General features: G+C 48.4%; 20 protein-coding genes, 1 tRNA gene, 2 other RNA genes and 1 pseudogene. 16 read left to right on the top strand and 8 right to left on the bottom strand.

Translation table 11 applies throughout. From position 1 onward, the window contains the following. Positions 1–195 precede the first annotated feature (195 nt). Together G5S52_RS09995 and G5S52_RS09990 are read right to left on the bottom strand one after the other, a co-directional pair. Entirely contained in the window at positions 196–1,023 is an 828-nt protein-coding gene (locus G5S52_RS09995) for an ion transporter (protein WP_165013198.1), read from the bottom strand. 88 nt (positions 1,024–1,111) lie between these two features. Next, positions 1,112–1,750: a YchE family NAAT transporter gene (locus G5S52_RS09990; RefSeq protein WP_002542673.1), complete on the bottom strand. Its 639-nt coding sequence runs from the start codon at positions 1,748–1,750 to the stop codon at positions 1,112–1,114. 605 nt (positions 1,751–2,355) lie between these two features. On the opposite strand from G5S52_RS09990, the gene adhE reads away from it, so the two are divergent. After that, a complete protein-coding gene (adhE, locus tag G5S52_RS09985; RefSeq protein WP_165013196.1) occupies positions 2,356–5,064 on the top strand; it encodes a bifunctional acetaldehyde-CoA/alcohol dehydrogenase in 2,709 nt (902 codons plus the stop codon). 173 nt (positions 5,065–5,237) lie between these two features. Here the strand turns inward: adhE and G5S52_RS09980 are convergent, their stop codons facing one another. Next, positions 5,238–5,924 (bottom strand): SDR family NAD(P)-dependent oxidoreductase, encoded by a 687-nt coding sequence (locus tag G5S52_RS09980; RefSeq protein WP_002542671.1) that lies wholly within the window; start codon positions 5,922–5,924, stop codon positions 5,238–5,240. A 267-nt stretch (positions 5,925–6,191) separates the two neighbouring features. Next, entirely contained in the window at positions 6,192–6,701 is a 510-nt protein-coding gene (locus G5S52_RS09975; RefSeq protein WP_165013194.1) for a VC2046/SO_2500 family protein, read from the bottom strand. A gap of 503 nt (positions 6,702–7,204) precedes the next feature. Here G5S52_RS09975 and G5S52_RS09970 point away from each other — a divergent pair. From G5S52_RS09970 to G5S52_RS09960, 3 genes are all read left to right on the top strand, one after another. Further along, positions 7,205–8,164: an OmpA family protein gene (locus G5S52_RS09970; RefSeq protein WP_165013192.1), complete on the top strand. Its 960-nt coding sequence runs from the start codon at positions 7,205–7,207 to the stop codon at positions 8,162–8,164. A 159-nt stretch (positions 8,165–8,323) separates the two neighbouring features. Further along, positions 8,324–9,082: a winged helix-turn-helix domain-containing protein gene (locus tag G5S52_RS09965; RefSeq protein ID WP_165013190.1), complete on the top strand. Its 759-nt coding sequence runs from the start codon at positions 8,324–8,326 to the stop codon at positions 9,080–9,082. Beyond that, positions 9,070–9,612 carry a regulatory protein ToxS gene (locus G5S52_RS09960; protein WP_165013188.1) on the top strand — a complete coding sequence of 181 codons (543 nt, stop codon included), beginning with the start codon at positions 9,070–9,072 and terminating at the stop codon, positions 9,610–9,612. The genes G5S52_RS09965 and G5S52_RS09960 overlap by 13 nt, the downstream gene beginning before the upstream one ends. Before the next feature lie 71 nt (positions 9,613–9,683). On the opposite strand, the gene G5S52_RS09955 is transcribed toward G5S52_RS09960, so the two are convergent. Then, positions 9,684–10,952, bottom strand: a complete 1,269-nt coding sequence (locus G5S52_RS09955; RefSeq protein WP_165013186.1) for an O-acetylhomoserine aminocarboxypropyltransferase/cysteine synthase family protein — start codon at positions 10,950–10,952, stop codon at positions 9,684–9,686. Between the two features lie 227 nt (positions 10,953–11,179). Between G5S52_RS09955 and G5S52_RS09950 the strand changes: the two genes are divergently transcribed. Next, a complete protein-coding gene (locus G5S52_RS09950; protein ID WP_235956164.1) occupies positions 11,180–12,031 on the top strand; it encodes a GGDEF domain-containing protein in 852 nt (283 codons plus the stop codon). On the opposite strand, the gene G5S52_RS09945 is transcribed toward G5S52_RS09950, so the two are convergent. Both G5S52_RS09945 and G5S52_RS09940 read right to left on the bottom strand, forming a co-directional pair. After that, entirely contained in the window at positions 12,013–12,714 is a 702-nt protein-coding gene (locus G5S52_RS09945; RefSeq protein ID WP_165013184.1) for a YoaK family protein, read from the bottom strand. The genes G5S52_RS09950 and G5S52_RS09945 overlap by 19 nt on opposite strands. A 133-nt stretch (positions 12,715–12,847) precedes the next feature. Next, the gene (locus tag G5S52_RS09940; RefSeq protein WP_002542658.1) at positions 12,848–13,132 is read right to left on the bottom strand and encodes a 2Fe-2S iron-sulfur cluster-binding protein; all 285 of its coding nucleotides are present in this window, start codon (positions 13,130–13,132) and stop codon (positions 12,848–12,850) included. Positions 13,133–13,314: 182 nt separating this feature from the next. Here G5S52_RS09940 and G5S52_RS09935 point away from each other — a divergent pair, with 182 nt between their 5' ends. The 3 genes from G5S52_RS09935 to G5S52_RS09925 all read left to right on the top strand — a co-directional run bounded on the left by G5S52_RS09935 (position 13,315) and on the right by G5S52_RS09925 (position 17,167). Beyond that, positions 13,315–14,805, top strand: a complete 1,491-nt coding sequence (locus G5S52_RS09935) for an FAD-binding domain-containing protein (RefSeq protein WP_165013182.1) — start codon at positions 13,315–13,317, stop codon at positions 14,803–14,805. A gap of 88 nt (positions 14,806–14,893) precedes the next feature. Next, positions 14,894–16,000 (top strand): GGDEF domain-containing protein, encoded by a 1,107-nt coding sequence (locus tag G5S52_RS09930; RefSeq protein WP_165013180.1) that lies wholly within the window; start codon positions 14,894–14,896, stop codon positions 15,998–16,000. A 120-nt stretch (positions 16,001–16,120) separates the two neighbouring features. Continuing rightward, positions 16,121–17,167, top strand: a complete 1,047-nt coding sequence (locus G5S52_RS09925; RefSeq protein WP_165013178.1) for a sensor domain-containing diguanylate cyclase — start codon at positions 16,121–16,123, stop codon at positions 17,165–17,167. 13 nt (positions 17,168–17,180) lie between these two features. Here the strand turns inward: G5S52_RS09925 and G5S52_RS09920 are convergent, their stop codons facing one another. Then, complete coding sequence (locus tag G5S52_RS09920) at positions 17,181–17,663, bottom strand: hypothetical protein (RefSeq protein ID WP_165013176.1); 483 nt, start codon at positions 17,661–17,663, stop codon at positions 17,181–17,183. 371 nt (positions 17,664–18,034) lie between these two features. On the opposite strand from G5S52_RS09920, the gene G5S52_RS09915 reads away from it, so the two are divergent. From G5S52_RS09915 to G5S52_RS09880, 8 genes and pseudogenes are all read left to right on the top strand, one after another. Continuing rightward, a complete protein-coding gene (locus G5S52_RS09915) occupies positions 18,035–19,075 on the top strand; it encodes a PstS family phosphate ABC transporter substrate-binding protein (protein ID WP_062662516.1) in 1,041 nt (346 codons plus the stop codon). Between the two features lie 106 nt (positions 19,076–19,181). Further along, a pseudogene (gene pstC, locus G5S52_RS09910) lies at positions 19,182–20,563 on the top strand (phosphate ABC transporter permease subunit PstC). Next, positions 20,556–21,857 (top strand): phosphate ABC transporter permease PstA, encoded by a 1,302-nt coding sequence (gene pstA / locus G5S52_RS09905; RefSeq protein WP_165013174.1) that lies wholly within the window; start codon positions 20,556–20,558, stop codon positions 21,855–21,857. The pseudogene pstC and the gene pstA overlap by 8 nt, the downstream one beginning before the upstream one ends. Before the next feature lie 127 nt (positions 21,858–21,984). Beyond that, positions 21,985–22,737 (top strand): phosphate ABC transporter ATP-binding protein PstB, encoded by a 753-nt coding sequence (gene pstB, locus G5S52_RS09900; RefSeq protein WP_268895520.1) that lies wholly within the window; start codon positions 21,985–21,987, stop codon positions 22,735–22,737. 170 nt (positions 22,738–22,907) lie between these two features. Further along, positions 22,908–22,997: transfer RNA gene (locus tag G5S52_RS09895), tRNA-OTHER, on the top strand. A gap of 44 nt (positions 22,998–23,041) precedes the next feature. After that, a non-coding RNA gene (locus G5S52_RS09890) (RtT sRNA) lies at positions 23,042–23,188 on the top strand. Between the two features lie 44 nt (positions 23,189–23,232). Next, positions 23,233–23,379: non-coding RNA, RtT sRNA (locus tag G5S52_RS09885), on the top strand. A 156-nt stretch (positions 23,380–23,535) separates the two neighbouring features. Then, on the top strand, positions 23,536–24,006 hold the full coding sequence (locus tag G5S52_RS09880; protein WP_165013170.1) for a phosphatase PAP2 family protein: 471 nt from the start codon (positions 23,536–23,538) through the stop codon (positions 24,004–24,006). The last annotated feature ends 24 nt before the right edge of the window (positions 24,007–24,030 follow it).

Below are 24,030 nucleotides of genomic sequence, written 5' to 3'. Positions count from 1 at the left end.
GAGATAAGCGAATGATTTTCTAAAAGGACAAAATGGAAATCATGCAAGCTTTTGGTACGACCAAAAAATGGCTCATTGCGTTGAGATACCACATTCTGGATGGCTTAGTAACGATAATATCCTTTCTACCTTAACCCGAGTTGAATATACCCAAACAATCCGAAGATTCAGGCTGTTTGGGTATCAAGGTTTGGTTTACGTTTCTTTCTCTTTTTGTGCTAGTTCGCTACCACAAAACTTACAAAAAACAGCGTCCTTTTCGTGCCCTGGTTTAGAACAATTGGGGCAAAGCGTCGTTTGTCTTTGTGTCGTCATATGTTGCCCCATTTGAGCGGTGATAATGCCAGTGGGAACCGCAATGATGGAGTAACCCATCAGCATGGTTATCGAGGCCAATGCTTTGCCAATGTCCGTTTGTGGCACTAAATCGCCGTATCCGACCGTCGTCATGGTCACTATGGCCCAGTAAATGCTGTAAGGAATGCTGGTAAAACCATGCTCAGGACCCTCAATAACAAACATCAATGATCCAAAGATGGTCACCAACACCATCACAGCATAGAAGAAGATAAAGATTTTCCTGCCAGAAGATTTAAGCGCAGCCAATAAGACGTTTGATTCTTCCAGATAGCGCATCAATTTCAGAACCCGGAATATACGCAGTACCCGGAGCAATCGGACTGCCATCAGATAATTTGCGCCTGGGAAGAGCATGGCAATATAGGTTGGGAGAATGGCAAGCAAATCGACGATGCCGTAAAAGCTCTTTGCATACGCCTTGGGGGCAGGGGAGCAGTATAGACGCAGTGCATACTCCACAGTAAAGAAGAGTGTGAATCCCCATTCGATAGTGAAGAACCAATCCCCATACCTGGCTTGCATGTCCCCGACAGACTCGAGCATCAATACCGCAATAGACGCGAGGATGATGATGATTAGTATGATGTCAAAGGTTTTCCCAGCACGTGTTTCAGTGCCGAAAATGGTGGTGTAAAGGGTCTCCTGAACAGCATTCCTGCTCATGCCAAGTACTCTGGAAAGTATTTAGATATGAAAAGTTTAGCAGGAGAAACCCGCTCGGGAGATGAGCGGGCTATAAAACAAGGAATGTTTAGCTTAGGCCAGGGAACAAGGCACGAAGACCATTGGCAATAAATTCAATACCAAGAGCTGCCAGAATCAAACCCATAATACGGGTGATGACGTTGATGCCAGTCTGGCCCAGAAACTTCACGATGGTTGGTGCCAGTCGCAGTAAGCCCCAGATACCCGCAGCAAAAATACAAATACTGGCGATAAGACCAAAAGTATCAACAGAGCCTGGATAACGGCTGGCATAAACAATGGTCGAACTGATAGCGCCAGGGCCGGCCAGAAGTGGCATCGCCAGTGGCACAACACCAATCTGTTCGCGGCTAACTGACTCTGATTGTTCCTGTTTATTTTGTTTATCTTCACCCAGCTTACCGCTCATCATGGTGAAGGCAATGCTAACCAGCAGCAGGCCACCCGCTACACGGAAAGAGTCCAGGGATATGCTGAAGAAATCCAGCAGTAACTGACCCGCCAATAATGAGACAACCAGAATGGCAGCCACGGCTAGACTTGCCGTATATGCAGTCTTGTTCCGTTCAACTGGATCCTGATGGGCAGTTAAAGAAACAAAGATAGGCATGATGCCCAACGGGTTCACGGCGGCAAACAAACCAATGAAAAATTGAAAAAATATTACAAGTTCGATGCTATTCATTCCCAAACACTCGAATCTGAGAAACGGAAGGATTAGATGTGGATCGCAAAAGTGCCAATCTTGGGCGCTAGTATAACGTCGAAAGATGAAATGCCAATCCACAGCGGCAGCGTCAACGAGAAATATTTTTTCCTGGTTCGGAAGTCAGGTATTTCGGGCTCTATGAGCAATAAGTGTACTAAATATAACGGGTATGTAAGAGCTGGAAACTTCTCGGTACGCTAAGTTGTCAATCTATGCATGTGATAGCGGTCACATCTGAAAATCTAACTGGGACAACATACGAAAAAGAAGTTATACAGGTGTATGAGACACAAAACGCATGTGTTACATTCGCGTAGTTTTTTTGTGGTTTTAGGCTTTCAAAACGTCGATTATAGCGTGATTTGATTGATTATTGACCGGATGATGAAAATCTTTGTGAAAGTTTACTACACATGATCCCGATCAATTTTCTGCTTTTGTGAAAATCTATAATCAGTTTTGAAAGTTATTTACTAAATGCTTGCCAAGGCTCACTGAGGAAGTGTGACGCTTAGGCCTCTAACTAAACGAGCATGTAGTTACTAAATAATTTTCAATCTTTAGGTATGTAGGAGACAACTATGCCTGTAACTAACGTAGCCGAACTCAACGCAATGGTTGAGCGTGTAAAGAAAGCGCAGAAAGAGTTTGCAACTTTCTCTCAAGAGCAAGTAGACAAAATCTTCCGTGCTGCGTCTTTGGCTGCTAACAACGCCCGTATTCCTCTGGCTCAACAAGCTGTTGCGGAATCTGGCATGGGTATTGTCGAAGACAAAGTCATCAAAAACCACTTCGCTTCTGAATTCATCTACAACAAATACAAAGATGAAAAAACCTGCGGCATCTTGGAAGAGAACGACGAGTTCGGTACTTTCACTATCGCTGAGCCAGTAGGTATCATCTGTGGTATCGTTCCAACTACCAACCCGACTTCTACCGCGATCTTCAAATCTCTGATTTCTCTGAAGACCCGTAACGGTATTATCTTCTCGCCACACCCACGTGCGAAAAACTCTACTAATGATGCAGCTAAACTGGTTCTGGACGCAGCAGTGGCAGCGGGCGCACCAAAAGACATCATCGGTTGGATTGACCAGCCTTCAGTAGAGCTGTCTAACGCGCTGATGAAGCACGATGACATCAACCTGATCCTGGCAACGGGTGGCCCAGGCATGGTTAAAGCGGCTTACTCTTCTGGTAAACCAGCTATCGGCGTAGGTGCAGGTAACGTTCCTGTTGTCATCGACGAAACAGCTGACATCAAGCGTGCAGTTGCTTCTATCCTGATGTCTAAGACTTTCGATAACGGTGTAGTGTGTGCTTCTGAGCAGGCAGCGATCGTTGTTGACGCTGTATACGACGAAGTGAAAGAGCGTTTTGCTTCTCACAAAGGTTATGTACTGAGCAAAGATGAAGCAGACAAAGTACGTAAAGTACTGCTGATTGATGGCGCTCTGAACGCAAACATCGTTGGTCAGCCAGCTGCAGCGATTGCTGAAATGGCAGGCGTAACCGTTCCAGCTGATACCAAAGTACTGGTAGGTGAAGGTCTGGACAAAGTGTCTGTTGATGACGCATTTGCTCACGAAAAACTGTCTCCAACACTGGGTCTGTTCCGTGCAACGGATTTTGAAGACGCAGTAGCTCAAGCAGTCACCATGGTTGAAATCGGCGGTATCGGCCACACCTCTGGCCTGTACACCAACCAAGACGTCAACCAAGAGCGCATCAAATACTTCGGCGACAAGCTGAAAACCGCACGTATTCTTGTGAACATCCCAACCACTCACGGTGGTATCGGTGACCTGTACAACTTCAACGTTGCACCATCACTGACTCTGGGTTGTGGTTCTTGGGGTGGTAACTCAATCTCTGAGAACGTTGGTCCTAAGCACCTTATCAACAAGAAAACTGTAGCGAAGCGAGCTGAAAACATGCTGTGGCACAAACTACCGAAATCTATCTACTTCCGTCGTGGCAGCCTGCCAATCGCACTGGGTGATCTGGAAGGTAAGAAACGCGCAATGGTTGTAACTGACCGCTTCCTGTTCAACAACGGTTACTCAGACGAAGTTGTTGCCCTGCTGAAAGCGCAAGGCATGGAAGTACAGACCTTCTTCGAAGTAGAAGCTGACCCAACGCTGACTGTAGTAGAAAAAGGTGCTGCAGCAATGCAAAGCTTCCAGCCAGACGTGATTATCGCACTGGGCGGTGGTTCACCAATGGATGCTGCGAAAATCATGTGGGTAATGTACGAGCACCCAGAAACGCATTTCGAAGAACTGGCAATGCGCTTTATGGACATCCGTAAGCGTATCTACAAGTTCCCTAAAATGGGTAAGAAAGCGGAACTGGTATGTATCACTACCACTTCAGGTACAGGTTCAGAAGTGACGCCATTCGCGGTTGTAACTGACGACAAGACCGGTGCGAAATACCCACTGGCTGACTACGAGCTGACGCCTCAAATGGCTATCGTAGATGCGAACCTGGTGATGAACATGCCTAAGTCGCTGACCGCATTCGGTGGTTACGACGCAGTCACTCACGCACTGGAAGCTTACGTATCTGTTCTGGCGAACGAATACTCTGACGGTCAGGCTCTGCAAGCACTGAAGATGCTGAAAGAATACCTGCCTTCTAGCTACGCGAACGGTGCAAACGACCCAATCGCTCGTGAGAAAGTGCACAACGCAGCAACTATCGCTGGTATCGCGTTTGCGAACGCCTTCCTGGGTGTATGTCACTCAATGGCGCACAAAATCGGTGCTGAGTTCCACCTGCCACACGGCCTGGCGAACGCACTGCTGATTTCTAACGTTGTTCGTTACAACGCAAACGACAACCCAACTAAGCAAACTGCGTTCTCTCAGTACGACCGTCCACAAGCACGTCGTCGTTACGCAGAAGTGGCTGACCACCTGGGTCTGACTCAAGCGGGCGACCGCACGGCTCAGAAGATCCAACGTCTTCTGGCATGGTTGGACGAGCTGAAAGGCAACCTGGATATCCCAATGTCTATTCAGGAAGCGGGTGTGAAGGAAGCTGACTTCCTGGCGAAGATTGACGAGCTGGCAGTTGAAGCGTTCGATGACCAATGTACTGGTGCGAACCCACGCTACCCTCTGATCACTGAGCTGAAAGAAGTTCTGCTGGCATCTTACTACGGTAAAGCATTCGTAGAAGGTGAGACTTTCGAAGGCACTACGGTTATTAAGAAAAGTGAAGACCGTAACGCTGCAGCCGCTAAACCAGCTGCGAAAGCAAAGAAAGAAGCTGCTAAAGCATAATTTCTGATTCAGAAATAAAGAGAAAGCCCGCGTAAGCGGGCTTTTTTATTGGCAGTGGCAATACCCTTTTGAGGTGACAACTCCCTGACGACGGGACCTATCCAATCGCCTGATGTGCTGTCACTTCAATTTAACAGGGCATAGAAGCGGCTACGGCAAACTTCACCAGCCGTTTAACTCGCTGCTTCTAAGATACGGCCGGTGAAACTGTCGTTTTCGACGATGTAAGCGGCACCATCAATCATGTCGTAGTTCACTGCAGGGTGGTAGTGAACGTTACCTTCATCACTTTGGCGTAGCCTTGGCAATACGCCGCCTACTCGAATGTTCGCGTGTTCCAGTTCTTGTGCCCAGCTGCGGGTCAGGCCTTTAATCACAGCGTTAGAGCTGTCAAACGTTGGGGCACTGTTGCCGGAAGAAAGGACGCCAGGGATATTCACTATCACGCCCTTGCGGCCTTTGTTAAGCATATTAAAAGCTGCGCCACGTCCAAACAGGTACAGGTTAGAGGCAACGTCAGCAATGGTATCTTTAACTACATCGTTGGCAGCTTCCTGACTGGCGAGCAAATTTGGCAGCGATCCGCCTTGCCAGTAGTTGATAAGTACATCCACAGCTCCCATCTCACGATTGACCTCTTCAAACAGGTAGGAAATGTTTTCCACACTGCGATTAGCAAGGAAGAATGAGAAACACACACCACCAACATTCACACAAGAATCGTAAGTAGCCTGAAGTTGGCTTGCGTCAGTATCCACGAGAGCAACGCGGGCGTTGAGCCTGCAAAAATGTTCAGCCATAGCGCGACCTGTTGGAGTCCCAGCAGCTGTAATCACAATGACGGATTTAGCGATATCCATTGTCTTACCTTTCTATTATATTTCCGACACACTTCATTGTTATACGACGATGACTAACAACTTATACCCAGCTTTTTAAGAGGCGGATAACAATCTTGGACCATGATCGACGAAAGTGGTGTGAATTTGTTCAAAAAAGGTTGTGCAAACTGTGTGCAAAATGATTTTTTAGTAAGTGATCACAGTTTGATTTTTTCGAATGGAAGAAGTTGAATTGGTGTGATGAGTATGGTATTGGAACGTTCTAGTGGTAATAAAATCAATAGATTACGCTTGAATATGCATTTCATTGAAGCGCTTTGCTGTCACCAATTGATTATATAAATTTACCGGATCCAGTGCGGCAGTCTTGCCATTTTCGCTATCTAATTGTCTTCGTTGATGTCCTGACAAATTATGATAAACATCTTCCCCTAAATTGTGTGTTCCAATAGCAGGAAAATGTAATGCTGAAGGGCTTACACAGTCATTCAGCTTTGCGCTGACCAAACCCGCTTTGTGAAAGGCATCAGCCTGAGAACCGCAGAGTTCATAGTCTCTTTCTTCAGCAACCAGACGGGTAGGTTCAGGAAGATCAAACGCTTTTCGAAGCTGCGCTTCTGTCACCTTTTCTGGATAAGGGGGATTGAGTGGTGTGGTTTCGGTAGCGTCTCCAGAAAGCAACGCCAACATCAATGCAAAATCCGAACGACGGCCCTGACACACAGCATGGTTGAGATTTCCCCCGAGCTGTATATCTGAAATGAGTTGGGCTTTGTCGAGCGCGTGAATATGCATGTGAACCTGACTTTGACTTCTTACCCCCTATGTATCGGTATTGCGACGTAATACTTTAATAAAAAAAGGGAAAAATCTTTCCGTTCAACATGTATACCCAAACAACCTGAAGATGCAGGATTCAGCGAGATTGACTGGCAAAAAAAAATGACCTTTTGCCCGAATCGATACATTTTGCACTTTGCTATCCCAGGAAAAACCCTTTCGATTACCGATAAATCCAGCAAAACCCGGTTTAATGGCGTTCACATTTAAACCTCGTTAAAACAATGTCTTGAAGGGTTTATTGAATGTTATTCATATCTTTTTATGCCTATTTAACCCTCCTGATTAGCTCTCATTACAACGAATCACAACCGTTTATTGGTCTTCTCCTTCCTCCACCGACAAGGTGGATTTGTGTTTGCAACGGACGATATCCGCATTAGCCAGCGGGTATTAAAAAGCAGTGACGTTGGCAGGGATTTGCCTTTGAAAACGAATAACCAATAAAGGTAACCATCATGAAAAAGACATTCATTTCTTCCGCTATCCTCATCAGCATGTTTGGTATTGCACCACAGGCATTTGCTGCAGAGGCAGATGTTCAACAAGCCACTGGCGAAGGTTTTTATATCGGTGCCGGTACGGGTATGGGCCTGATTGAAGAATCAGAAATGCCGTCAGGTTCTGAACATGATGCGCATGCACTCAAACTGGAAGCAGGTTATGACTTTGGTAACCATTTCAGTGTGTATGGTGGCTATGGCTACATGAATGACTTTGGTCTGAATGAAGGCGCAAATGCGGATCTTCACATCGCAGAAATGGGTGTAAAAGGTGACCTGAACGTGACTGAGAACCTGTCTATGTTCGGTAAAGTGGGTGGTGCTTACATTTTTGCTGACAACACAGATGGCGACGTATTCAAAAAAGAAAACGCAGTGGTTGCGGCGGGTGTCGGACTTGAATATCAACTGACCCACGCAGTAAGCACCCAAGTTGGTTACGACATTTATGCTGACGTTGAAAAAGCCAATGGTGGTAAGACAGACCTTCACCAAGTCTACTGGGGCATGAGCTACAAGTTTGGCCAGCCAGAAACACCAATGTTGGTGACAGAGGAAGTGGTAAAAACCTTAGAAGTGGTTGAAGAAGTGCCTTCACGCGCTCACTACGTGCTTCCTTTCCAAGTAGGCAGCTCTGATATTAACGAATACGGTGCGTTTAACCTGAATGAAGTCGCGCATGCCATGCTGGCGAACCCTCATCTGCAAGCTGAGCTGATTGGCCGCACCGATACCAGTGGTTCTGATGCGACAAACCAACGTGTTTCTGCTGCCCGCGCCGATGCGGTTGCAGACTACTTGGTGAGCAAAGGCGTGGAATCTGACCGTATTGTTGTTCTTTCAGTGGCAGACCAATCGCCAATTTCTCAATCAGATGCATTGCTGGAGCGCTCGGTAGAGATCACTCTGCTTTAAAGGCTGCGGGACGATACCCAAAGAAATCAGGCATGTCTGGAGTGACATGCCTTTTTCCGTTTTACCGGGCCATTGTGCTTTTGTATCGAAATTGGACAGTCTTAGGTTTGTCCCATTAGCTAATTTTGTTGCCATATCATTGAGTAAACCGGGAAGCGTGTGAGTAACGAATCTAACCCAGAGCAGGTGTCTGCCTACTACCGTATTGGGGATACCTTCCTCTTAGACACCCGACTCCATACCCTGACCAATGAAGATACAGGTGAAGTGACTGAGTTATCGCTCAATGAATCACTGTTGCTTCAACTCTTGATCAAAGAGAAAGGAGAGATAGTATCGCGCCAGCAAATTCTGGCGGATGTTTGGGAGCCGCGGGGGCTGGTGGTGGATGAAAGCAGCGTCAATCAAAGCATTTCACTTTTACGCAAAGCATTTAATGACAACGCGAAAGATCAGATGGTGATCAAAACCATTCCCAAGATGGGCTATCTGCTGGTCTTGGAGGCGAACCCGAGCAAGCTGGCAACGCCTTCTGAGCCCGAGGCAGAAAAAAGTCAGCGTGTGCCAATGGGGTGGATTCCTTATCTGATTGCCGTTTTGCTGGCGTTTGTCGCAGCTTGGGTGACCGTCGAAAAGCCCCAAGCTTCCAAAATGGAAGCCATTGAATCTTCCTCTCTCTCCATTCCCATTTATAAAATTGCGGGAAACCAAATCAATTCCAAACTGGTTCCAGTCATCGAAAGGTGTGTGAATGTGATTGTGGAACAGGAGAATCGACCTGTTTCCCAAGTGCTGGTTGCTGCAAATCATGCCGACTCCATCTCCTTGCTCATTTTCCATGAGCAGTCTCTCGGTCATGCTTTCCGCATTGGTCTGAATTCTTCGCTGTCGTTGGAGGAAAACCAATGCAAGCTGTGAAGAAGTGGCTGTCTTACTTCATTGTTTTCCTGATTTCCTTTTTAGGTTTTTCAGCTGTGATTGAATCTGTTTTTGGCACCAAGCGCGCACTGACCAGAGACAAATGGGCTTTTGAATCACATTACTTCCTTAACAACGATGGCGAGCGGGTTGTGCTGGAAGGGGTGAAAGGCAACATCGATGCAAACTGGTCTGGAAATGTGGTGTTTAACAGTGACAACACCTATTCAGCAAGTTTCCAATTTTCCTACACCGCGGTGAAAGACGGTAACAGTGAAACCTATTACTTGTTGAACAACGGCGAGTGGTTGATTGATGGTGACAGACTGATTCTGAAAACGACCTTTATGGATGAATGGGAGCCAGTAGAAAACAGCACATTCGAAGCCTATGGCTTAGAGATTGTGAAGAATGTTATCCATCAAACCTTCAACCAAAGCCAGGATATCCACTGGCTGGATGACAACACCTTCATGCTGAACAGCATCAATAATGCTCCTGTGCTGTTCAGTCGCCATGAGAAACCCTAACTGCAGAGTGTCTGAAAAATAAAAAGCCCGCGATACGGACGTATAGCGGGCTTTTTTGGCGTGAATTGGGTTTACGCGTTCAGCGCTTGCTCCAAATCCGCAATGATATCGTCGATATGTTCGATACCGACTGATAGACGGATCATTTCCGGCGAAACGCCTGCTTGCGCTTGCTCTTCCACGCTCAGCTGGCGGTGAGTGGTTGAAGCAGGGTGACATGCCAGAGACTTCGCATCACCAATGTTCACCAAACGCTTGAACAGACCCAGCGCATCGTAGAAACGAACACCTGCGTCGTAGCCATCTTTCAGACCGAAAGACAGAATTGCCGAAGGTTTGCCATCCATGTACTTCTGCGCCAGTTCATGGTGCTCAGATTCTGGGAGACCGGCATAGCTGACCCAACTCACTTTCTCGTGACCTTTCAGGTATTCCGCGACTTTCAGCGCATTCTCTACGTGACGCTCCATGCGAAGTGGCAGGGTTTCCAAACCTTGCATCAGCATAAAGGCATTCATAGGCGACAGCGCGGAACCTGTGTTGCGCAGCGGTACGGTACGTGCGCGGCCAATAAAGGCAGCTTCACCAAACGCCTCGGTATACACCACACCGTGATAGGAAGGCTCTGGCTGGTTAAACACCGGGAAACGTTCTTTGTGTTGTGCCCAAGGGAATTTGCCGGAATCAACAATCACACCACCGAGAGTGGTGCCGTGACCGCCAATGTATTTGGTCAGAGAGTGCACCACGATATCTGCGCCGTGTTCGATAGGCTTGCAAAGCACTGGCGTTGCTACTGTGTTATCCACGATAACTGGTACGCCTTTCGCGTGAGCCAGTTCTGCCACTCGGCCAAGATCGACAATGTTACCCGCCGGGTTACCGATACTTTCACAGTAAACCGCTTTGGTGTTGTCATCGATAAGTTCAGCCAGAGATTCAGGACTGTCGTCTTTGGCGAATTTCACTTCAATGCCTTGTCTCGGCAGCATGTGCGCGAAAAGGGTATAAGTGCCTCCATAAAGCTGTGGCGTGGAGACAATATTGTCGCCAGACTCAGCCAGTGTCAGGATCGCATAGTTGATCGCTGCACTGCCCGCACTCACAACCAGTGATGCCAGACCACCTTCCAACGCAGCCATACGCTGTTCCAGTACGTCATTGGTTGGATTCATGATTCGGGTATAGATGTTGCCGGGTACCTCAAGGTTGAACAGATCAGCACCGTGCTGTGCGCTGTCAAACTCATAGGCGACGGTTTGGTAGATCGGCGTGGCGACCGATTTTGTTGTTGGATCCGTCTGGTAGCCAGCGTGGATGGAGAGAGTTTCGTCTTTCATACTGCGTCCTTGTGCGTGATTTAGCCGAAAAGGCTCACTATGGCATAAAGCCATCTTAGTTTACTTGTACGTGTTCAAGATTTTCCCGATTTTTAAATGATAAAACTGTCAATAGTGTTAGCTGACGGTTACGAGTCACTTCTCGAATCAATGAATTCGAATGGGAGTTTGCATCCAGTTTCTTTTAAAATCGCCCAAATCGATCAAAAAGTAACCAGGAGGGCGGTTTGAATCGAATTTCAACACGTTGGCTGTACCATTTGGTTATTTGGATGATCCTCGCCACATTAATGGTGTTTGTCGACACCATTGCCATCAAAGAAGATGCCGGCATTTATGAGGAAATCATTGGCTTAGGCATTGGCCTGTCCGTGGCATTCGAATGTTTTCGCTATAAAAGCATGCGCATGGCAACTTGGTTGTGGATCGGCTGGCTGGTCTACGGCTTAGGCAATCTCTTTGATGTGCTTGATGAAGTGGTCAGTAGTGAAAAGTTCAAGGTGCTTTATCTTGATACCAGCCTAACCATTATGGGCATGGTGTTGATTTCTTATGGCTTCCTAAAGCAGACCGTCGCCGGTGAAAAAATGATCGCGCAGCTCAATGGTGAAGCGGCAGCGAATAAATCACTGCGGGCCAAGCTGTACAAAGATGCCCGCTTGGATGAGCTTACGCAGTTAGGTAACCGTCGTGCCTGCTTTGAGCGGTTCTCCAAACTTGGGTTGATCACCCATCGCCTTTACTACTTTGATCTTGATAAATTCAAACAGTGTAACGATACCCACGGCCATAAAATCGGCGATAAAGTGCTGAAAATCTTTGGTCAAAACTTGTCATCGACATTTGGGTCGCAGGCCGCGTTTCGTGTTGGCGGGGATGAGTTTGTGGCATTCAGTAAAAATGAGCATGACCTGGGTGCGTTGTCGGCTTCACTTTGCACTGGCATTACTGATTATGGTGTGGATGTCAGCATCGGATTTGTAAACGTGAAAGCCGATGCCAATATCGATGAACTACTAAACCGTGCAGACGGTGAAATGTATAAAGCCAAATTTCGCCGTCAATCTCGCGCCTGCTGATTGGGAGCGATAGATTTAAGGTGAATCCTCGCTCTTCTCATATGAATGCGATAGATAAAGGCCAACATGACGCAGACCAGGGCAGGAAGTACAAAGGCTTTTTCTTGCAATATGGGAAACAGAATGGCACTTAGAGTGCCGCCAAAGATAAACCCAACCGCAATTACGATAAACAAAACCAGTTTGCGTTGATTGAGAGGCTGTCCTCTCAGCCATGCCCCAAACATCAATCCCAAATCAGTGATGATCCCCGTGATGTGTGTGGTACGCACAATTGCACCACTGTAACTGGTGACCAAGCCATTCTGGATGCCACAAGCTGCAGCGGCGAAGTACAAACCATACACCGTGTTCTGGCTCATTGGGTAAATAGCACCGAGCAGCAATGCTGCTTCTACAAGCAGAAGAAAATCATAGCGACGCCCCAGCGATAAGGTGCCGTCTTTCAGGATCAAGCCAGAGAGCAGGGCGCCACCGAAAAAGCCCGCAAGAATGCAAAGCAAATGTACGAGTTTCACCGGATGACTGTTGATGATATCCGTACCAATCAATGTCGCCGTTCCCGATAAATGCGAGATGGCTTGATGCTCAAAACCGAGCAAACCAATGCCATTGACATAACCGGCTGTCAGCGCAAGAACAAAAGCGCCGTACTCGACCCATTTGGGCAGTTTGGATATCACGCGAGAACCTTCATTGAAATGGAGTGCTATTCGGGCAGCAAGCCCAGAGACGGGTGGAATTCTACCTCATTCGAACCGCGTGCATGCGGCTTAGATCAAACACACATGCACATTTTTCTTTGGGCGGAGAGTTTCAGTTCAGTGGGGTGATGGTGATATCACCATAAATGACGCATTGGCATGCTAGTCGGCGCTTGTCGCCATCCATATCGAGGTCATGAAGAAGATCTTGCTCTTCCTCGGTGCGGGGGGCGAGATTATTCATGCCAGACTCGACATCAATCAAGCAGGTGCCGCAAGCCGCAGAGCGACAGCCAAAAGGCACTTCACTTTCACCTGTATCTTCCAAGTCAATCAGCGAACTGCCGCTAGAAAGCTCAACACTGTTTCCGGTTTTGCCGAACGTCACTTTAGGCATAGTCAGTCTCCGAAAAGCCGTCATTTCAAATCAGTTTGTAAGTTCTAAGGTCAACAGACCCTAATAAAAGCGTAGATTCAACACCTTGATATTTCGAATTCATCGGCGTTTCTCGCCATAAGAGCAGATCGAACGTGTGTTGGAGTGCGTAAAAAGACGAAACCCTTAACCCTGATGACTTGATGCCTTCATCACCAACCCAAAACCGAGATGCTATCAGTCTAGTCTGGTTCAAACGCGATTTGCGTCTGACTGACCATGCGCCATTACAGGCGGCGATAGCATCGGGTTTACCTGTCCTGCTTCTCTATATATATGAACCGATACTGCTTGAGGATGAACATTACTCAGAACGCCATTGGCGGTTTGTATGGCAATCGCTGGAGGATCTGAACCAACAACTTGCGCCTTTTGGCGGCAAAGTGCTGGTGGTACGGAGCGGATGTATTGAGGCGTTTTCATCTCTTCATACCCAGTTCAAGATTAAAACCCTCTATTCCCACGAGGAAACGGGGTTAATGAAGACGTTCACCCGGGACAAAGAGGTAGCGAAGTGGTGTGAAGAACAAGCGATAGACTGGCAGGAATATCAAACCGGCGCGGTAAAACGTGGGGCAATCAGCCGTGAAGGATGGGACAAAGCGTGGGACAAAATTATGCGCGCTCCTGTCGTCACACCGAATCTTGAAGCCGCTGCGTTTATTAACGTCCAATCTGCCCACCTGCCAGAATTTGTGCCACCAGCAACCTGGCAAAGTAAACAACGGGGGATGCAGACGGGCGGTCCCACCTTGGCGTGGAAAACGCTAAACAGTTTCTACGAGGGGCGGGGGAAGTCGTACGCGTTCAAAATCTCCAAGCCTGCAGAAAGTCGCAACCATTGCTCCCGACTCTCGCCGTATCTCGCGTGGGGAAACATCAGTGTGCGGGAGGTCTACCAGACTTTATTACAACATTGGAATGAACCGGGATGGCGACGGTCATTGAGCGCGCTGTCATCACGGTTTCACTGGCACTGCCATTTCATTCAAAAATTTGAGAGTGAATGCGAGATGGAGTTTCGCCATGTTAACCGTGGCTATGAAGCGTTTCCCTATAGAAAAGATGTAGACGTCATCAAGGATTTAGCGTGTTGGATGCAAGGAACGACAGGCTATCCGCTGGTGGATGCCTGTATGCGCTGCCTTCATGCCACGGGCTACATCAATTTTCGTATGCGCTCTATGCTGGTCAGTTTCCTTTGCCATCACCTCAATATTGACTGGCGTTGGGGTGTAAAACATCTGGCGAGTCTCTTTTTGGACTTTGAGCCCGGCATTCATTACGCCCAGTTTCAAATGCAGGCAAGCGTGACAGGCACGAATACCATTCGGATTTACAACCCGACCAAACAGTCACAGGAGCACGACCCTGAGGCCTCATTTATTCACCGCTGGTTGCCCGAGTTGAAGAAACTCCCCCCGCCTTTAGTGTTCGAGCCTTGGTTGTTAACGCCGCTGGAACAGCAAATGTACGGCATCCGAATCGGTGAAGCAGGGGATTATCCAGAGCCATGTATCGAGCTTGATGGCGCATCAAAAGCAGCTCGAGACAGATTATGGAGCTGGAAAAAACGTGCGGAGGTGAAAAAAGAGAGCAAGCGGATACTTGCCGTGCATGTGCGACCGGAGTGATTTCATATCGAAACACTTGTCAAAGAAATGAGCGTATATCGTTTGCTGTGCTATTTGTTTTTATAAGGCAATTGAACAAGGTACTGCCATGTCATCTCACGCTTCCGAAACTGAAATGTCCGTTGTTCCTACCAATATCGTTGGGCGTATTCAACATCTGACTCGACGAAAAGATCTCGATTTTTCTGAGTGGGTCAGGGAGTTGCTGCAAATCGCTACGTGGCAATTTGACGCAGATTGCGCCTGCTTTTCCCGTATCGACAATCTCGAATTGGAAGTCGTGGAATGCTATTCGAATGGCAATGTGGTCTCGAAAAAAGCAGGAGATGTGGTGGCCTTAGGTAGTACGTTTTGCAGTGTGACCGCGGGTATGGAAACGCCTCTCATGGCTCCAGACACCAGAAAGAATGAAAAGCTCTCAGGTCATCCCGGCGTTAATCGACTGCCAGAGGCCTATTGGGGAGTGGCGATCCGTTTTGGCGGTGCAGTGTGGGGAACACTGAGTGTAGTGGCAGATGCCGACGGCAGCGCAAACCCGGATAACGAAGGCATCTTGACGTTATTAGCAGGAATTTTGGAAATCAAACTGGAGAATGAGGAATACCGCGCGGAGCTTAACGGAGCGCGTGAATCTTACCGTCAACTCAGTGAGCGTCTCGAAAACTTGCAGCAGGTGGATCTCCTGACAGAACTGCCAAGCCGCGGGGCGCTGTTTGATTATCTAAATAGAGAGCTGAATCAGCTGATAAGGCGAGATGGGGAAGGCGCGATTGCATTGGTTGATATCGATAATTTCCACGCGATCAATGAAAAACACGGGCATGAAGAAGGCGATAGGATATTAAAAGGCGCCGCGACTGCGTTGCGTCAGGCCGTTCGAAACTACGATTACGTGGCAAGATACAGCGGTGAGCAGTTCCTGGTTTGGTTGCCGGACACCTTGCAATCGGAAGTGGTAAAAGTGTGCGAGCGGATGTCGGAAGGTGTCGCGCAGTGCTCAATTGACAATAAACCGGTGACCATCAGCATCGGTTATTGTGCTTTCCGGAGCGACAGTGAAAAACAAATCCCCTATGACCGCGCCGTGGACAAGTTGATCAACCTTGCTCACAATGCGCTGACGGAAGCGAAGGTAAACGGACGTAACTGTGCCATGTCAGCGTCTAGGCGTCCGGTGACCATAACATCGCTGTGATTCACTATGCTTTATCCTTCAATATTCGATAATTCAGGTGGTTAACACATAACCCACGGTATATGCTTTAAGTTGAGTATCTACGCAGGGGATGTGTATTTTGGGAATGTCTGAAAGCGAATGGTGATCCGCCGGATCTATCAGATCACCAACGATTACGAGAAGGGATTGGACCATCAAATCCATGAGCTTATCAGAATGGGCTTGGAGCGGTTCAATCTGGATATTGGTATTTTGTCGCTGATTGACGGGAATACGTATCTGGTTCGTAACGTGGTTTGTCCTGAGAGTGTTCCGCTTAATGCAGGTGACTCCTTTTCTTATGATCTTTCCTATTGCTGGGTAACACTCGAAGCTGACGGCCCGATTGCCATTGAAAACGTAGGTGAAACAGAGTTACTGGGAAATCATCCTGCATATAAAGAGTTTGGTTTGGAGTCTTACATCGGCATCCCTATCAGAGTGAACAACAAAGTGCAGGGTACATTGAACTTCACCAGTCCAGAACCTTACCCCCGTAAATTCCGTGAAATTGATATCGACTCTTTGTGCCTCATGGCGAGCTGGCTAGAAGTGGAATTTGCGCGCAAACTTCAACAAGAAGAACTGGAAAACCTCAATGCGAAATTGGAAGCACTGGTTCGCTCAGACCCACTGACCGGGCTACCAAACCGACGCCATCTTTTTGAACACATCGATTCGCGAATCAACAATCTCAGTCGTAAGGCTTCAAAAGGGGCGATGGTGTTGTTGGACCTCGACCACTTCAAACAGATTAACGATACCTTTGGCCATCAGTTTGGTGACAAGGTATTGGAAGGGGTTGGTAATGCGCTCAAAACCGTACTCAGAAACTATGATTTTGTGGGTCGGTATGGCGGCGAAGAGTTTTTGCTTTGGTTGGAAGATGTTGATGTCGAGCAAGTAGAGCGTGTGTGCAAACGCATCCAATTAAGTCTTAACGCGATTGAAGCAGGTAGCAAACCCGTTACGGCTAGTATGGGGATCTGCTACTTCGCGTTTGATGGAAAAGAACGGGTTAACCCGGAGCGCGTGATTGCCAACTTAGTTTCCCGCGCTGACCGCATGCTTTATCAAGCGAAAAGTAGCGGCCGAAACCGCTTTGAATCTATCGACAGCGATACTCTCCTTCAAGAGCCCGCCTAAAGAAACGAGCAAATCAACGATACAGGTAGACAGACAGAAAATAGTTTATCTGGTCGTTGATGTACTTTATCGCTTTCTGTCGGTCGCTCGACTCCCCGCCCTCAGTAATATCCCACGGAATAAACTTTTCATACTTCGGCAGAGGTTTGCCTGATTGAACCGAAGCGGGATTTAACGCAATCAAATAATCCACATTATTGCGGCTGTAGGCTTCGATAGGGCGGAAATGCTTATCTGAACAGGCAATGTTGTATTGCCTTAAAGCCTGACAGGCCGTGGCGACATCACAAGTGTTACTCGTATAGGCACTGAAGCTGTCAAAGTGGCTGTCAGCCTTATGTGACAGAATCGCCTCTGCTACAAGGGAGTAGCCCTCTTTACCGTCACAAAGAAACAGGACGGATGGTTTGTGTTTCAAGCGAACATCATGATCAGAAAGCGTCGATGAATCGAAGCTTTCGGCGGCATGCAAGCCGACTGAGGCTGATTGAGCCATTTCTTTACTCTCTTTTATTTATTAGCCACTGCGTTGCTTTGGGTGTTTCTATTCTGTGCGCTAGCCAGCCAGCAAGCGAAAAGCCGCAAATAATGCGATGTCGATACAGCAAGAAAAGACAGGTGCGGAGGGGGAAGGCGCGCACGTGGATGAATAAGCTAGGGCGGGAATATGTCAGTGGGATGAATGATTGGTTTTGATGATGTTTCATTTATGTGACATTTCAGGTTGTAATCAAATGTTCACATTTCATTAAGGTTAGTGTCACAAGCAATCTCTAATTTTGTCTTCAGTTTTTGAACCGAAATCGAAAAACAGTCAGTTACAACACTGACAGTTAAACTCAAAAAACTATCGACTTGGAGGTTGATGTGAAACTTAAGGCTCTGATTGCGGCATCGACAGTATGCCTGTCAGCATTCGCTGCTAACAACGCTGCTGCTGCGACTCGTGACTACATTAGCATTGTTGGTTCTTCAACAGTGTACCCATTTGCTACCGTTGTTGCGGAGCGCTTCGGTCGTACTTCAGAATTCTCAGTACCGAAAATCGAATCTACCGGTTCGGGCGGCGGTCTGAAACTGTTCTGTGCAGGTGTGGGCGAAAACACGCCAGACATCACCAACGCATCGCGCAAAATCAAAAGCTCTGAAATCGAGCTGTGTGCGAAGAATGGTGTTAAAGATATCACTGAAATCAAAGTAGGTTACGACGGCATTGCTTTCGCTAACTCTAAAAAGTCTGAGCAGTTCGATATCACTCTGAAAGACCTTTTCACTGCACTGGCTAAAGTTGTTCCTGATGCGAACGGCAACCTGATCGAAAACCCGAACAAAACCTGGAAAGACGTAAACCCTTCTCTTCCAGCAACCAAAATTGAAGTTCTGGGCCCACCACCAACGTCTGGTACCCGCGATGCATTCGTAGAGCTGGCAATGGAAGGTGGCTGTAAGCAGTACCCAGAACTGAAAGCGATGAAGAAGCAAGACAAGAAGAAGTACAAAGCAGTTTGTCACGGTATTCGTGAAGATGGCGCGTTCATCGAAGCGGGTGAGAACGACAACCTGATCGTACAGAAACTGGACGCGAACCCTAACGCATTCGGTATCTTCGGTTACAGCTTCCTTGAGCAAAACTCTGACAAAGTTCAGGGCGCGAAAATCGGTGGTGTAGTACCAACGTTTGATGCAATCGGCGACGGTTCTTACCCAGTATCTCGTTCACTGTACTTCTACGTGAAAAACGCACACGCAGAAGTGATTCCAGGCCTGAAAGCGTACGTTACTGCTTTCACTTCTGAAGATGCGATTGGTGACGAAGGTTACCTGACTGACCGTGGTCTGATTCCTCTGTCAGCTCGCGATTGGAAACTGGTTCGTAACGACGCGGTTGAGCTTAAGCCAAACCTGTAAGTTACCAACCCGAGGTGGTGCACTTTATCAGGTGCGCCACCTTTTGCTGTATTTACCCAAATCGATTTGAAACACGGTTTGAGTAAAAAGGATTTAAGGAATAGGGATGCAGACGTCCACATTGATGGTGATTGTAGCGCTGTTTGCGATAAGCGCTTTTGTACTCGCCAAAAACGTTCCCGGGAAGTGGCTACCATTGAAGGTGGCTTGAACAAGCTCCACTCCCGGCCAACTTACTATGGTTCCTTTGCTGCGATTTTAGCAGCGGTACCAGCGGTGATTCTTCTTCTGATCTGGCAGGCCATTGAACCCAGCATGGTTCATTCTCTGGTTATGGCTCAGCTTCCATCCGCTACGATTCAGGCGCACGAAAGCATGACACTGCTTTACAGCCAAATCGTGCACATCGCGAATGGCGTTCTGAAGACCGAAGACCCTGCCTTGCTAGCGGCATCAGAGCATTATCAGCACCTGCAAAGCATCGGACTGACGCTTAGATGGGTCGCGGTACTGACTATCTCATTGGTTGGTCTAGCAGCTGGCTGGCGAATGGTTCGCCCAAAACTTAAGGCGCGCCACTATGTGGAAAAATGCCTGCAAATATTCCTGATGTTCTGTTCAACACTGGCGATCCTGACCACGGCAGGTATTGTTCTGTCGGTGTTGTTTGAAGCGATCCGCTTCTTCCAGATTATCCCTGTCACTGAGTTCCTGTTCGGGACGGAATGGTCACCGCAGATTGCCCTGCGCGCAGACCAACAAGGTGCAAGCGGCGCATTTGGTGCGATTCCGCTGTTTACCGGCACTTTAATGATTTCCTTTATCGCCATGTGTATCGCAGCGCCCATCGGTTTGATGAGTGCGATTTATCTGGCCGAATATGCCTCACCACGCGTGCGCAATATCGTTAAACCTGTTCTGGAAATCCTCGCGGGTATCCCAACCGTGGTTTATGGCTTCTTTGCTGCGCTGACGGCAGCGCCTTTTATCCGCGATGTGGCCGAATCGATTGGACTGAGCAATGTTTCCTCGGAAAGTGCGTTGGCAGCAGGTGCAGTAATGGGCGTGATGATCATTCCTTTTGTTTCATCACTGTCTGATGACGTGATTACCGCAGTGCCGCAGTCCCTGCGCGACGGTTCTTTGGGCTTGGGTGCAACGCGTTCAGAAACGATCCGCAAAGTCGTGCTGCCTGCAGCATTGCCGGGCATCGTGGGTGGCTTGCTGCTTGCCGTTTCGCGTGCAATTGGTGAAACCATGATCGTGGTGATGGCAGCAGGTTTGTCGGCAAACCTCACCGCTAACCCGCTGGATTCTGTCACCACCGTCACCGTGCAAATCGTGACCTTGCTGGTGGGAGACCAAGAGTTTGACAGCCCTAAAACGCTGGCTGCGTTCGCACTGGGCCTGACATTGTTCGTTGTAACACTGGCGCTTAACTTTGTTGCACTTCGAATCGTGAAGAAATATCGAGAGCAGTATGACTGATAAATTACTAAAACTGGCAGAGACCAAACGCGAGCGTGTTAAAGCGGGCGTGGCCCGTCGCCGTGCCAAAGAGAAGCGTTTCCGCTTCTACGGTATTGCTTCGATTTCGATGGCGTTTGCGTTTCTGATTGTCTTGATGACCACCATTTTTTCCGAAGGTTACACCGCGTTTTTCACCACGGAAATCGAGCTTCAGGTAGATCTTTCTCCCGAAGCGCTCGGCATTGATGGTGATGAAACCGATCCTAAAGTGCTGATGGGTGCGAGCTTCCGCAAAGTGCTTCGTCAGTCCCTTCGTGAAGAGATAGCTGTCGACGGCCGAAAACAACGCCGTGCGCTATACAGCTTCATTTCTAATGGCGCGGAATATGACCTGCGTGACAAGGTAATGGCTGACCCATCTTTGATTGGACAGACCATCACTTACTGGGCGCAAGCGGGCGATAACTTTAACCAATACAACAAAGGCAACATCAAGGCGAGCACGCCGGAAGATGGCCGTCAGTTCAAGAATCTTCAAATCGAATGGTATGACGAACTGAAAAAAGAAGACCGCGTTCGCACCGTGTTTAACACCAAGTTCTTTACCAATGGTGATAGCCGTGATCCGGAGCTGGCTGGCATTTGGGGCGCAACGGTAGGTTCCTTCTACACCTTGCTGGTCACTTTGGTGCTGAGCTTCCCAATTGGTGTGGCCGCAGCGATTTACCTGGAAGAGTTTGCGCCACGTAACCGCGCGACTGAACTGATTGAAATCAACATCAATAACTTGGCGGCTGTTCCATCTATCGTGTTCGGTCTGCTGGGTCTGGCGGTGTTCCTGAATGTGGCTGACTTGCCGCGTTCGGCACCGGTGGTGGGTGGTTTGGTGCTGACACTGATGACGCTGCCAACCATTATTATTTCCAGCCGCGCAGCAATCAAAGCGGTGCCACCTTCGGTGCGTGACGCTGCATTGGGTGTGGGCGCATCGAAAATGCAGATGGTGCTTCACCATGTTCTGCCACTGGCGATGCCAGGCATGCTGACCGGTACCATTATCGGTATGGCACAGGCACTGGGTGAAACTGCCCCGCTTCTGATGATCGGTATGGTGGCGTTCATTGTTGACGTTCCTTCTGGTCCGCTGGATGCAGCCACAGCGCTGCCAGTACAAATTTATCTCTGGGCTGAAAACCCGGAAAAAGGTTTTGTTGAGAACACCTCAGGCGCAATCATGGTATTGCTGGCGTTCTTGGCACTGATGAATGCATGTGCCGTTATCATGCGTAAGCGCCTTGAGCGCAGATGGTAGGAGTATGGATATGACAACCGTAATTACTCACACAGGTGAAATGAATCAAGTACATGAAGAAATGGCGGCTGAAAAAACTGCAGCCCCTAAAGAGACCTGTGGTCTGCCATTTGTCACGGCTCCACGTATGACAGCACGCGATGTCAGCGTGAGCTACGAAGGCGGCGCGAAATCAGCAATTCGTAACATCAATCTGGACATTGGTGAGAAACAAGTACTGGCGATGATTGGCCCTTCAGGTTGTGGTAAATCTACTTTCCTCCGCTGTCTGAACCGTATGAACGACACCGTACCGGGTTGTGAAGTGAAAGGTGAAATCCTGCTGGATGGTCATAACATCTATGCCAAAGAGCAGGAAATTGTTGAGCTGCGTTCACAGGTGGGCATGGTATTCCAGCGCCCGAACCCGTTCCCGAAATCTATTTATGACAACGTGGCTTATGGTCCCCGTATTCATGGCTTGGTGGATGGAAAAGATGAACTGGATGGCGTGATTGAAGAATCGCTGCGCCGTGCAGGTCTTTGGGCTGAAGTGGCAGACCGCCTTGATCAGCCTGCAACCGGTCTTTCAGGTGGTCAGCAACAGCGTCTGTGTATTGCGCGTACCATTGCGATTGCACCAGAAGTTATCCTGATGGATGAGCCATGTTCCGCGCTTGACCCGATTGCAACGGGTATCATCGAAGAGCTGATCAGTGAACTGAAAGAAAACTTCAGCATCGTGATGGTGACGCACTCTATGTCACAGGCGAAGCGTGTTTCTGACCGTACCGCATACTTCCACTTGGGTGACTTGGTAGAAGTAAACGAAACAGCGCGTGTGTTCGAAGAACCAGAGCACAAGCTGACCCGAGACTACATCAGTGGCCGTTTCGGTTAATAGACGCTAGCTTCATGCTAACAAGGCGAGCTTCGGCTCGCCTTGTTTGTTTAGTGTTCTGTATTGGTGCTTGCGTGTGCAATGTGTCTAAACCCTGCTCAAACGAACGCATTTGACCAAATTCGGGCTTTACAAGCTCGCGAGGGCTTTGTAATATTCGCCGCACTTACGGAGAGATGGCTGAGTGGTTGAAAGCACCGGTCTTGAAACCGGCATACGTTAATAGCGTATCTAGGGTTCAAATCCCTATCTCTCCGCCAAATTAGAAAAGGCCGCTGAATTATCAGCGGCCTTTTTGCATTTTTAACCCTCGCAAGAGATGGGGTGCAGAACCCTAGACCCTATGGGTTCAGCCGAGCGAAGCGAGACAACGTTGCCCGGCGAAGCCGAATAGGCAACGGCCCGAAGGGCAAGGGAGCTTGCGACCGAGTAAATCCCTATCTCTCCGCCAAATTAGAAAAGGCCGCTGAATTATCAGCGGCCTTTTTGCATTTTTAACCCTCGCAAGAGATGGGGTGCAAAACCCTAGACCCTATGGGTTCAGCCGAGCGAAGCGAGACAACGTTGCCCGGCGAAGCCGAAAAGGCAACGGCCCGAAGGGAAGGGCGCGAAGCGACCGCATAAATCCCTATCTCTCCGCCACATTAGATTAAGCCCGCTCACTGAGCGGGCTTTTTCGTATTTGGAATAAGCCAATTTCCTCTTCACGTTTCGTTACATTCTTCTCCCCGATCGTATTAAGGATTTTGAGATACTCAATTCATCGTTAGTCCTTTGATGAGATTAAACCGACGCGCAATGAGTACTGTTTATCCCCTGATCTTCCTCGCTTCCATTTGGGTCTTTTTCATTGCCCAGATCTCTTCTTCTACTAATTGGCAGTCAGTCAGTGATGTCGGCGCTTATGGTTTGGTCGCCACTGCATTGGGTTTCCCAGTCATTCATGGCGAGTGGCAAGCGTTGCAACAAGCACTACTGATCATTGCAGGTGCTTCTGGAATAGGTCTTTTAGGTAAGTTCTTCATCAATGCGAAACGACCTGATCTCAGCGGTAACGACAGCTTCCCATCTAATCACACTGCAAATGCCGTCGCCGCTTCCACCGCTCTCATGCTTTGTTACGGTTGGTTTATCGGTCTGCTTTCATACGGCGTCGCGGCGTGTGTTGGTCTTGGCAGGGTAAGAGCATTCAAGCATCACTGGCGTGATGTTGTGACGGGGTTAGGTGTCGGTGTTGCCGCGGCAGTGATTGCCATTAAATGGATGTAAGCCGATAAGCATAGTGAGAAGCCC

The sequence above is a fragment of the Grimontia sedimenti genome (assembly GCF_011045095.1).
GTDB lineage: Bacteria > Pseudomonadota > Gammaproteobacteria > Enterobacterales > Vibrionaceae > Enterovibrio > Enterovibrio sedimenti.
Note: the sequence above shows the minus strand (reverse complement) of the source record. Positions and strands in the feature narration are given on the sequence as shown.

Excerpts from the sequence above, each read along its gene's own strand:
- G5S52_RS09995 (WP_165013198.1), bottom strand. The coding sequence starts at position 1,023 with ATGAGCAGGAATGCTGTTCAGGAGACCCTTTACACCACCATTTTCGGC.
- G5S52_RS09990 (WP_002542673.1), bottom strand. The coding sequence starts at position 1,750 with ATGAATAGCATCGAACTTGTAATATTTTTTCAATTTTTCATTGGTTTG.
- adhE (WP_165013196.1), top strand. The coding sequence starts at position 2,356 with ATGCCTGTAACTAACGTAGCCGAACTCAACGCAATGGTTGAGCGTGTA.
- G5S52_RS09980 (WP_002542671.1), bottom strand. The coding sequence starts at position 5,924 with ATGGATATCGCTAAATCCGTCATTGTGATTACAGCTGCTGGGACTCCA.
- G5S52_RS09975 (WP_165013194.1), bottom strand. The coding sequence starts at position 6,701 with ATGCATATTCACGCGCTCGACAAAGCCCAACTCATTTCAGATATACAG.
- G5S52_RS09970 (WP_165013192.1), top strand. The coding sequence starts at position 7,205 with ATGAAAAAGACATTCATTTCTTCCGCTATCCTCATCAGCATGTTTGGT.
- G5S52_RS09960 (WP_165013188.1), top strand. The coding sequence starts at position 9,070 with ATGCAAGCTGTGAAGAAGTGGCTGTCTTACTTCATTGTTTTCCTGATT.
- G5S52_RS09955 (WP_165013186.1), bottom strand. The coding sequence starts at position 10,952 with ATGAAAGACGAAACTCTCTCCATCCACGCTGGCTACCAGACGGATCCA.
- G5S52_RS09940 (WP_002542658.1), bottom strand. The coding sequence starts at position 13,132 with ATGCCTAAAGTGACGTTCGGCAAAACCGGAAACAGTGTTGAGCTTTCT.
- G5S52_RS09935 (WP_165013182.1), top strand. The coding sequence starts at position 13,315 with ATGCCTTCATCACCAACCCAAAACCGAGATGCTATCAGTCTAGTCTGG.
- G5S52_RS09930 (WP_165013180.1), top strand. The coding sequence starts at position 14,894 with ATGTCATCTCACGCTTCCGAAACTGAAATGTCCGTTGTTCCTACCAAT.
- G5S52_RS09925 (WP_165013178.1), top strand. The coding sequence starts at position 16,121 with ATGGTGATCCGCCGGATCTATCAGATCACCAACGATTACGAGAAGGGA.
- G5S52_RS09920 (WP_165013176.1), bottom strand. The coding sequence starts at position 17,663 with ATGGCTCAATCAGCCTCAGTCGGCTTGCATGCCGCCGAAAGCTTCGAT.
- pstA (WP_165013174.1), top strand. The coding sequence starts at position 20,556 with ATGACTGATAAATTACTAAAACTGGCAGAGACCAAACGCGAGCGTGTT.
- pstB (WP_268895520.1), top strand. The coding sequence starts at position 21,985 with ATGACAGCACGCGATGTCAGCGTGAGCTACGAAGGCGGCGCGAAATCA.
- G5S52_RS09880 (WP_165013170.1), top strand. The coding sequence starts at position 23,536 with ATGAGTACTGTTTATCCCCTGATCTTCCTCGCTTCCATTTGGGTCTTT.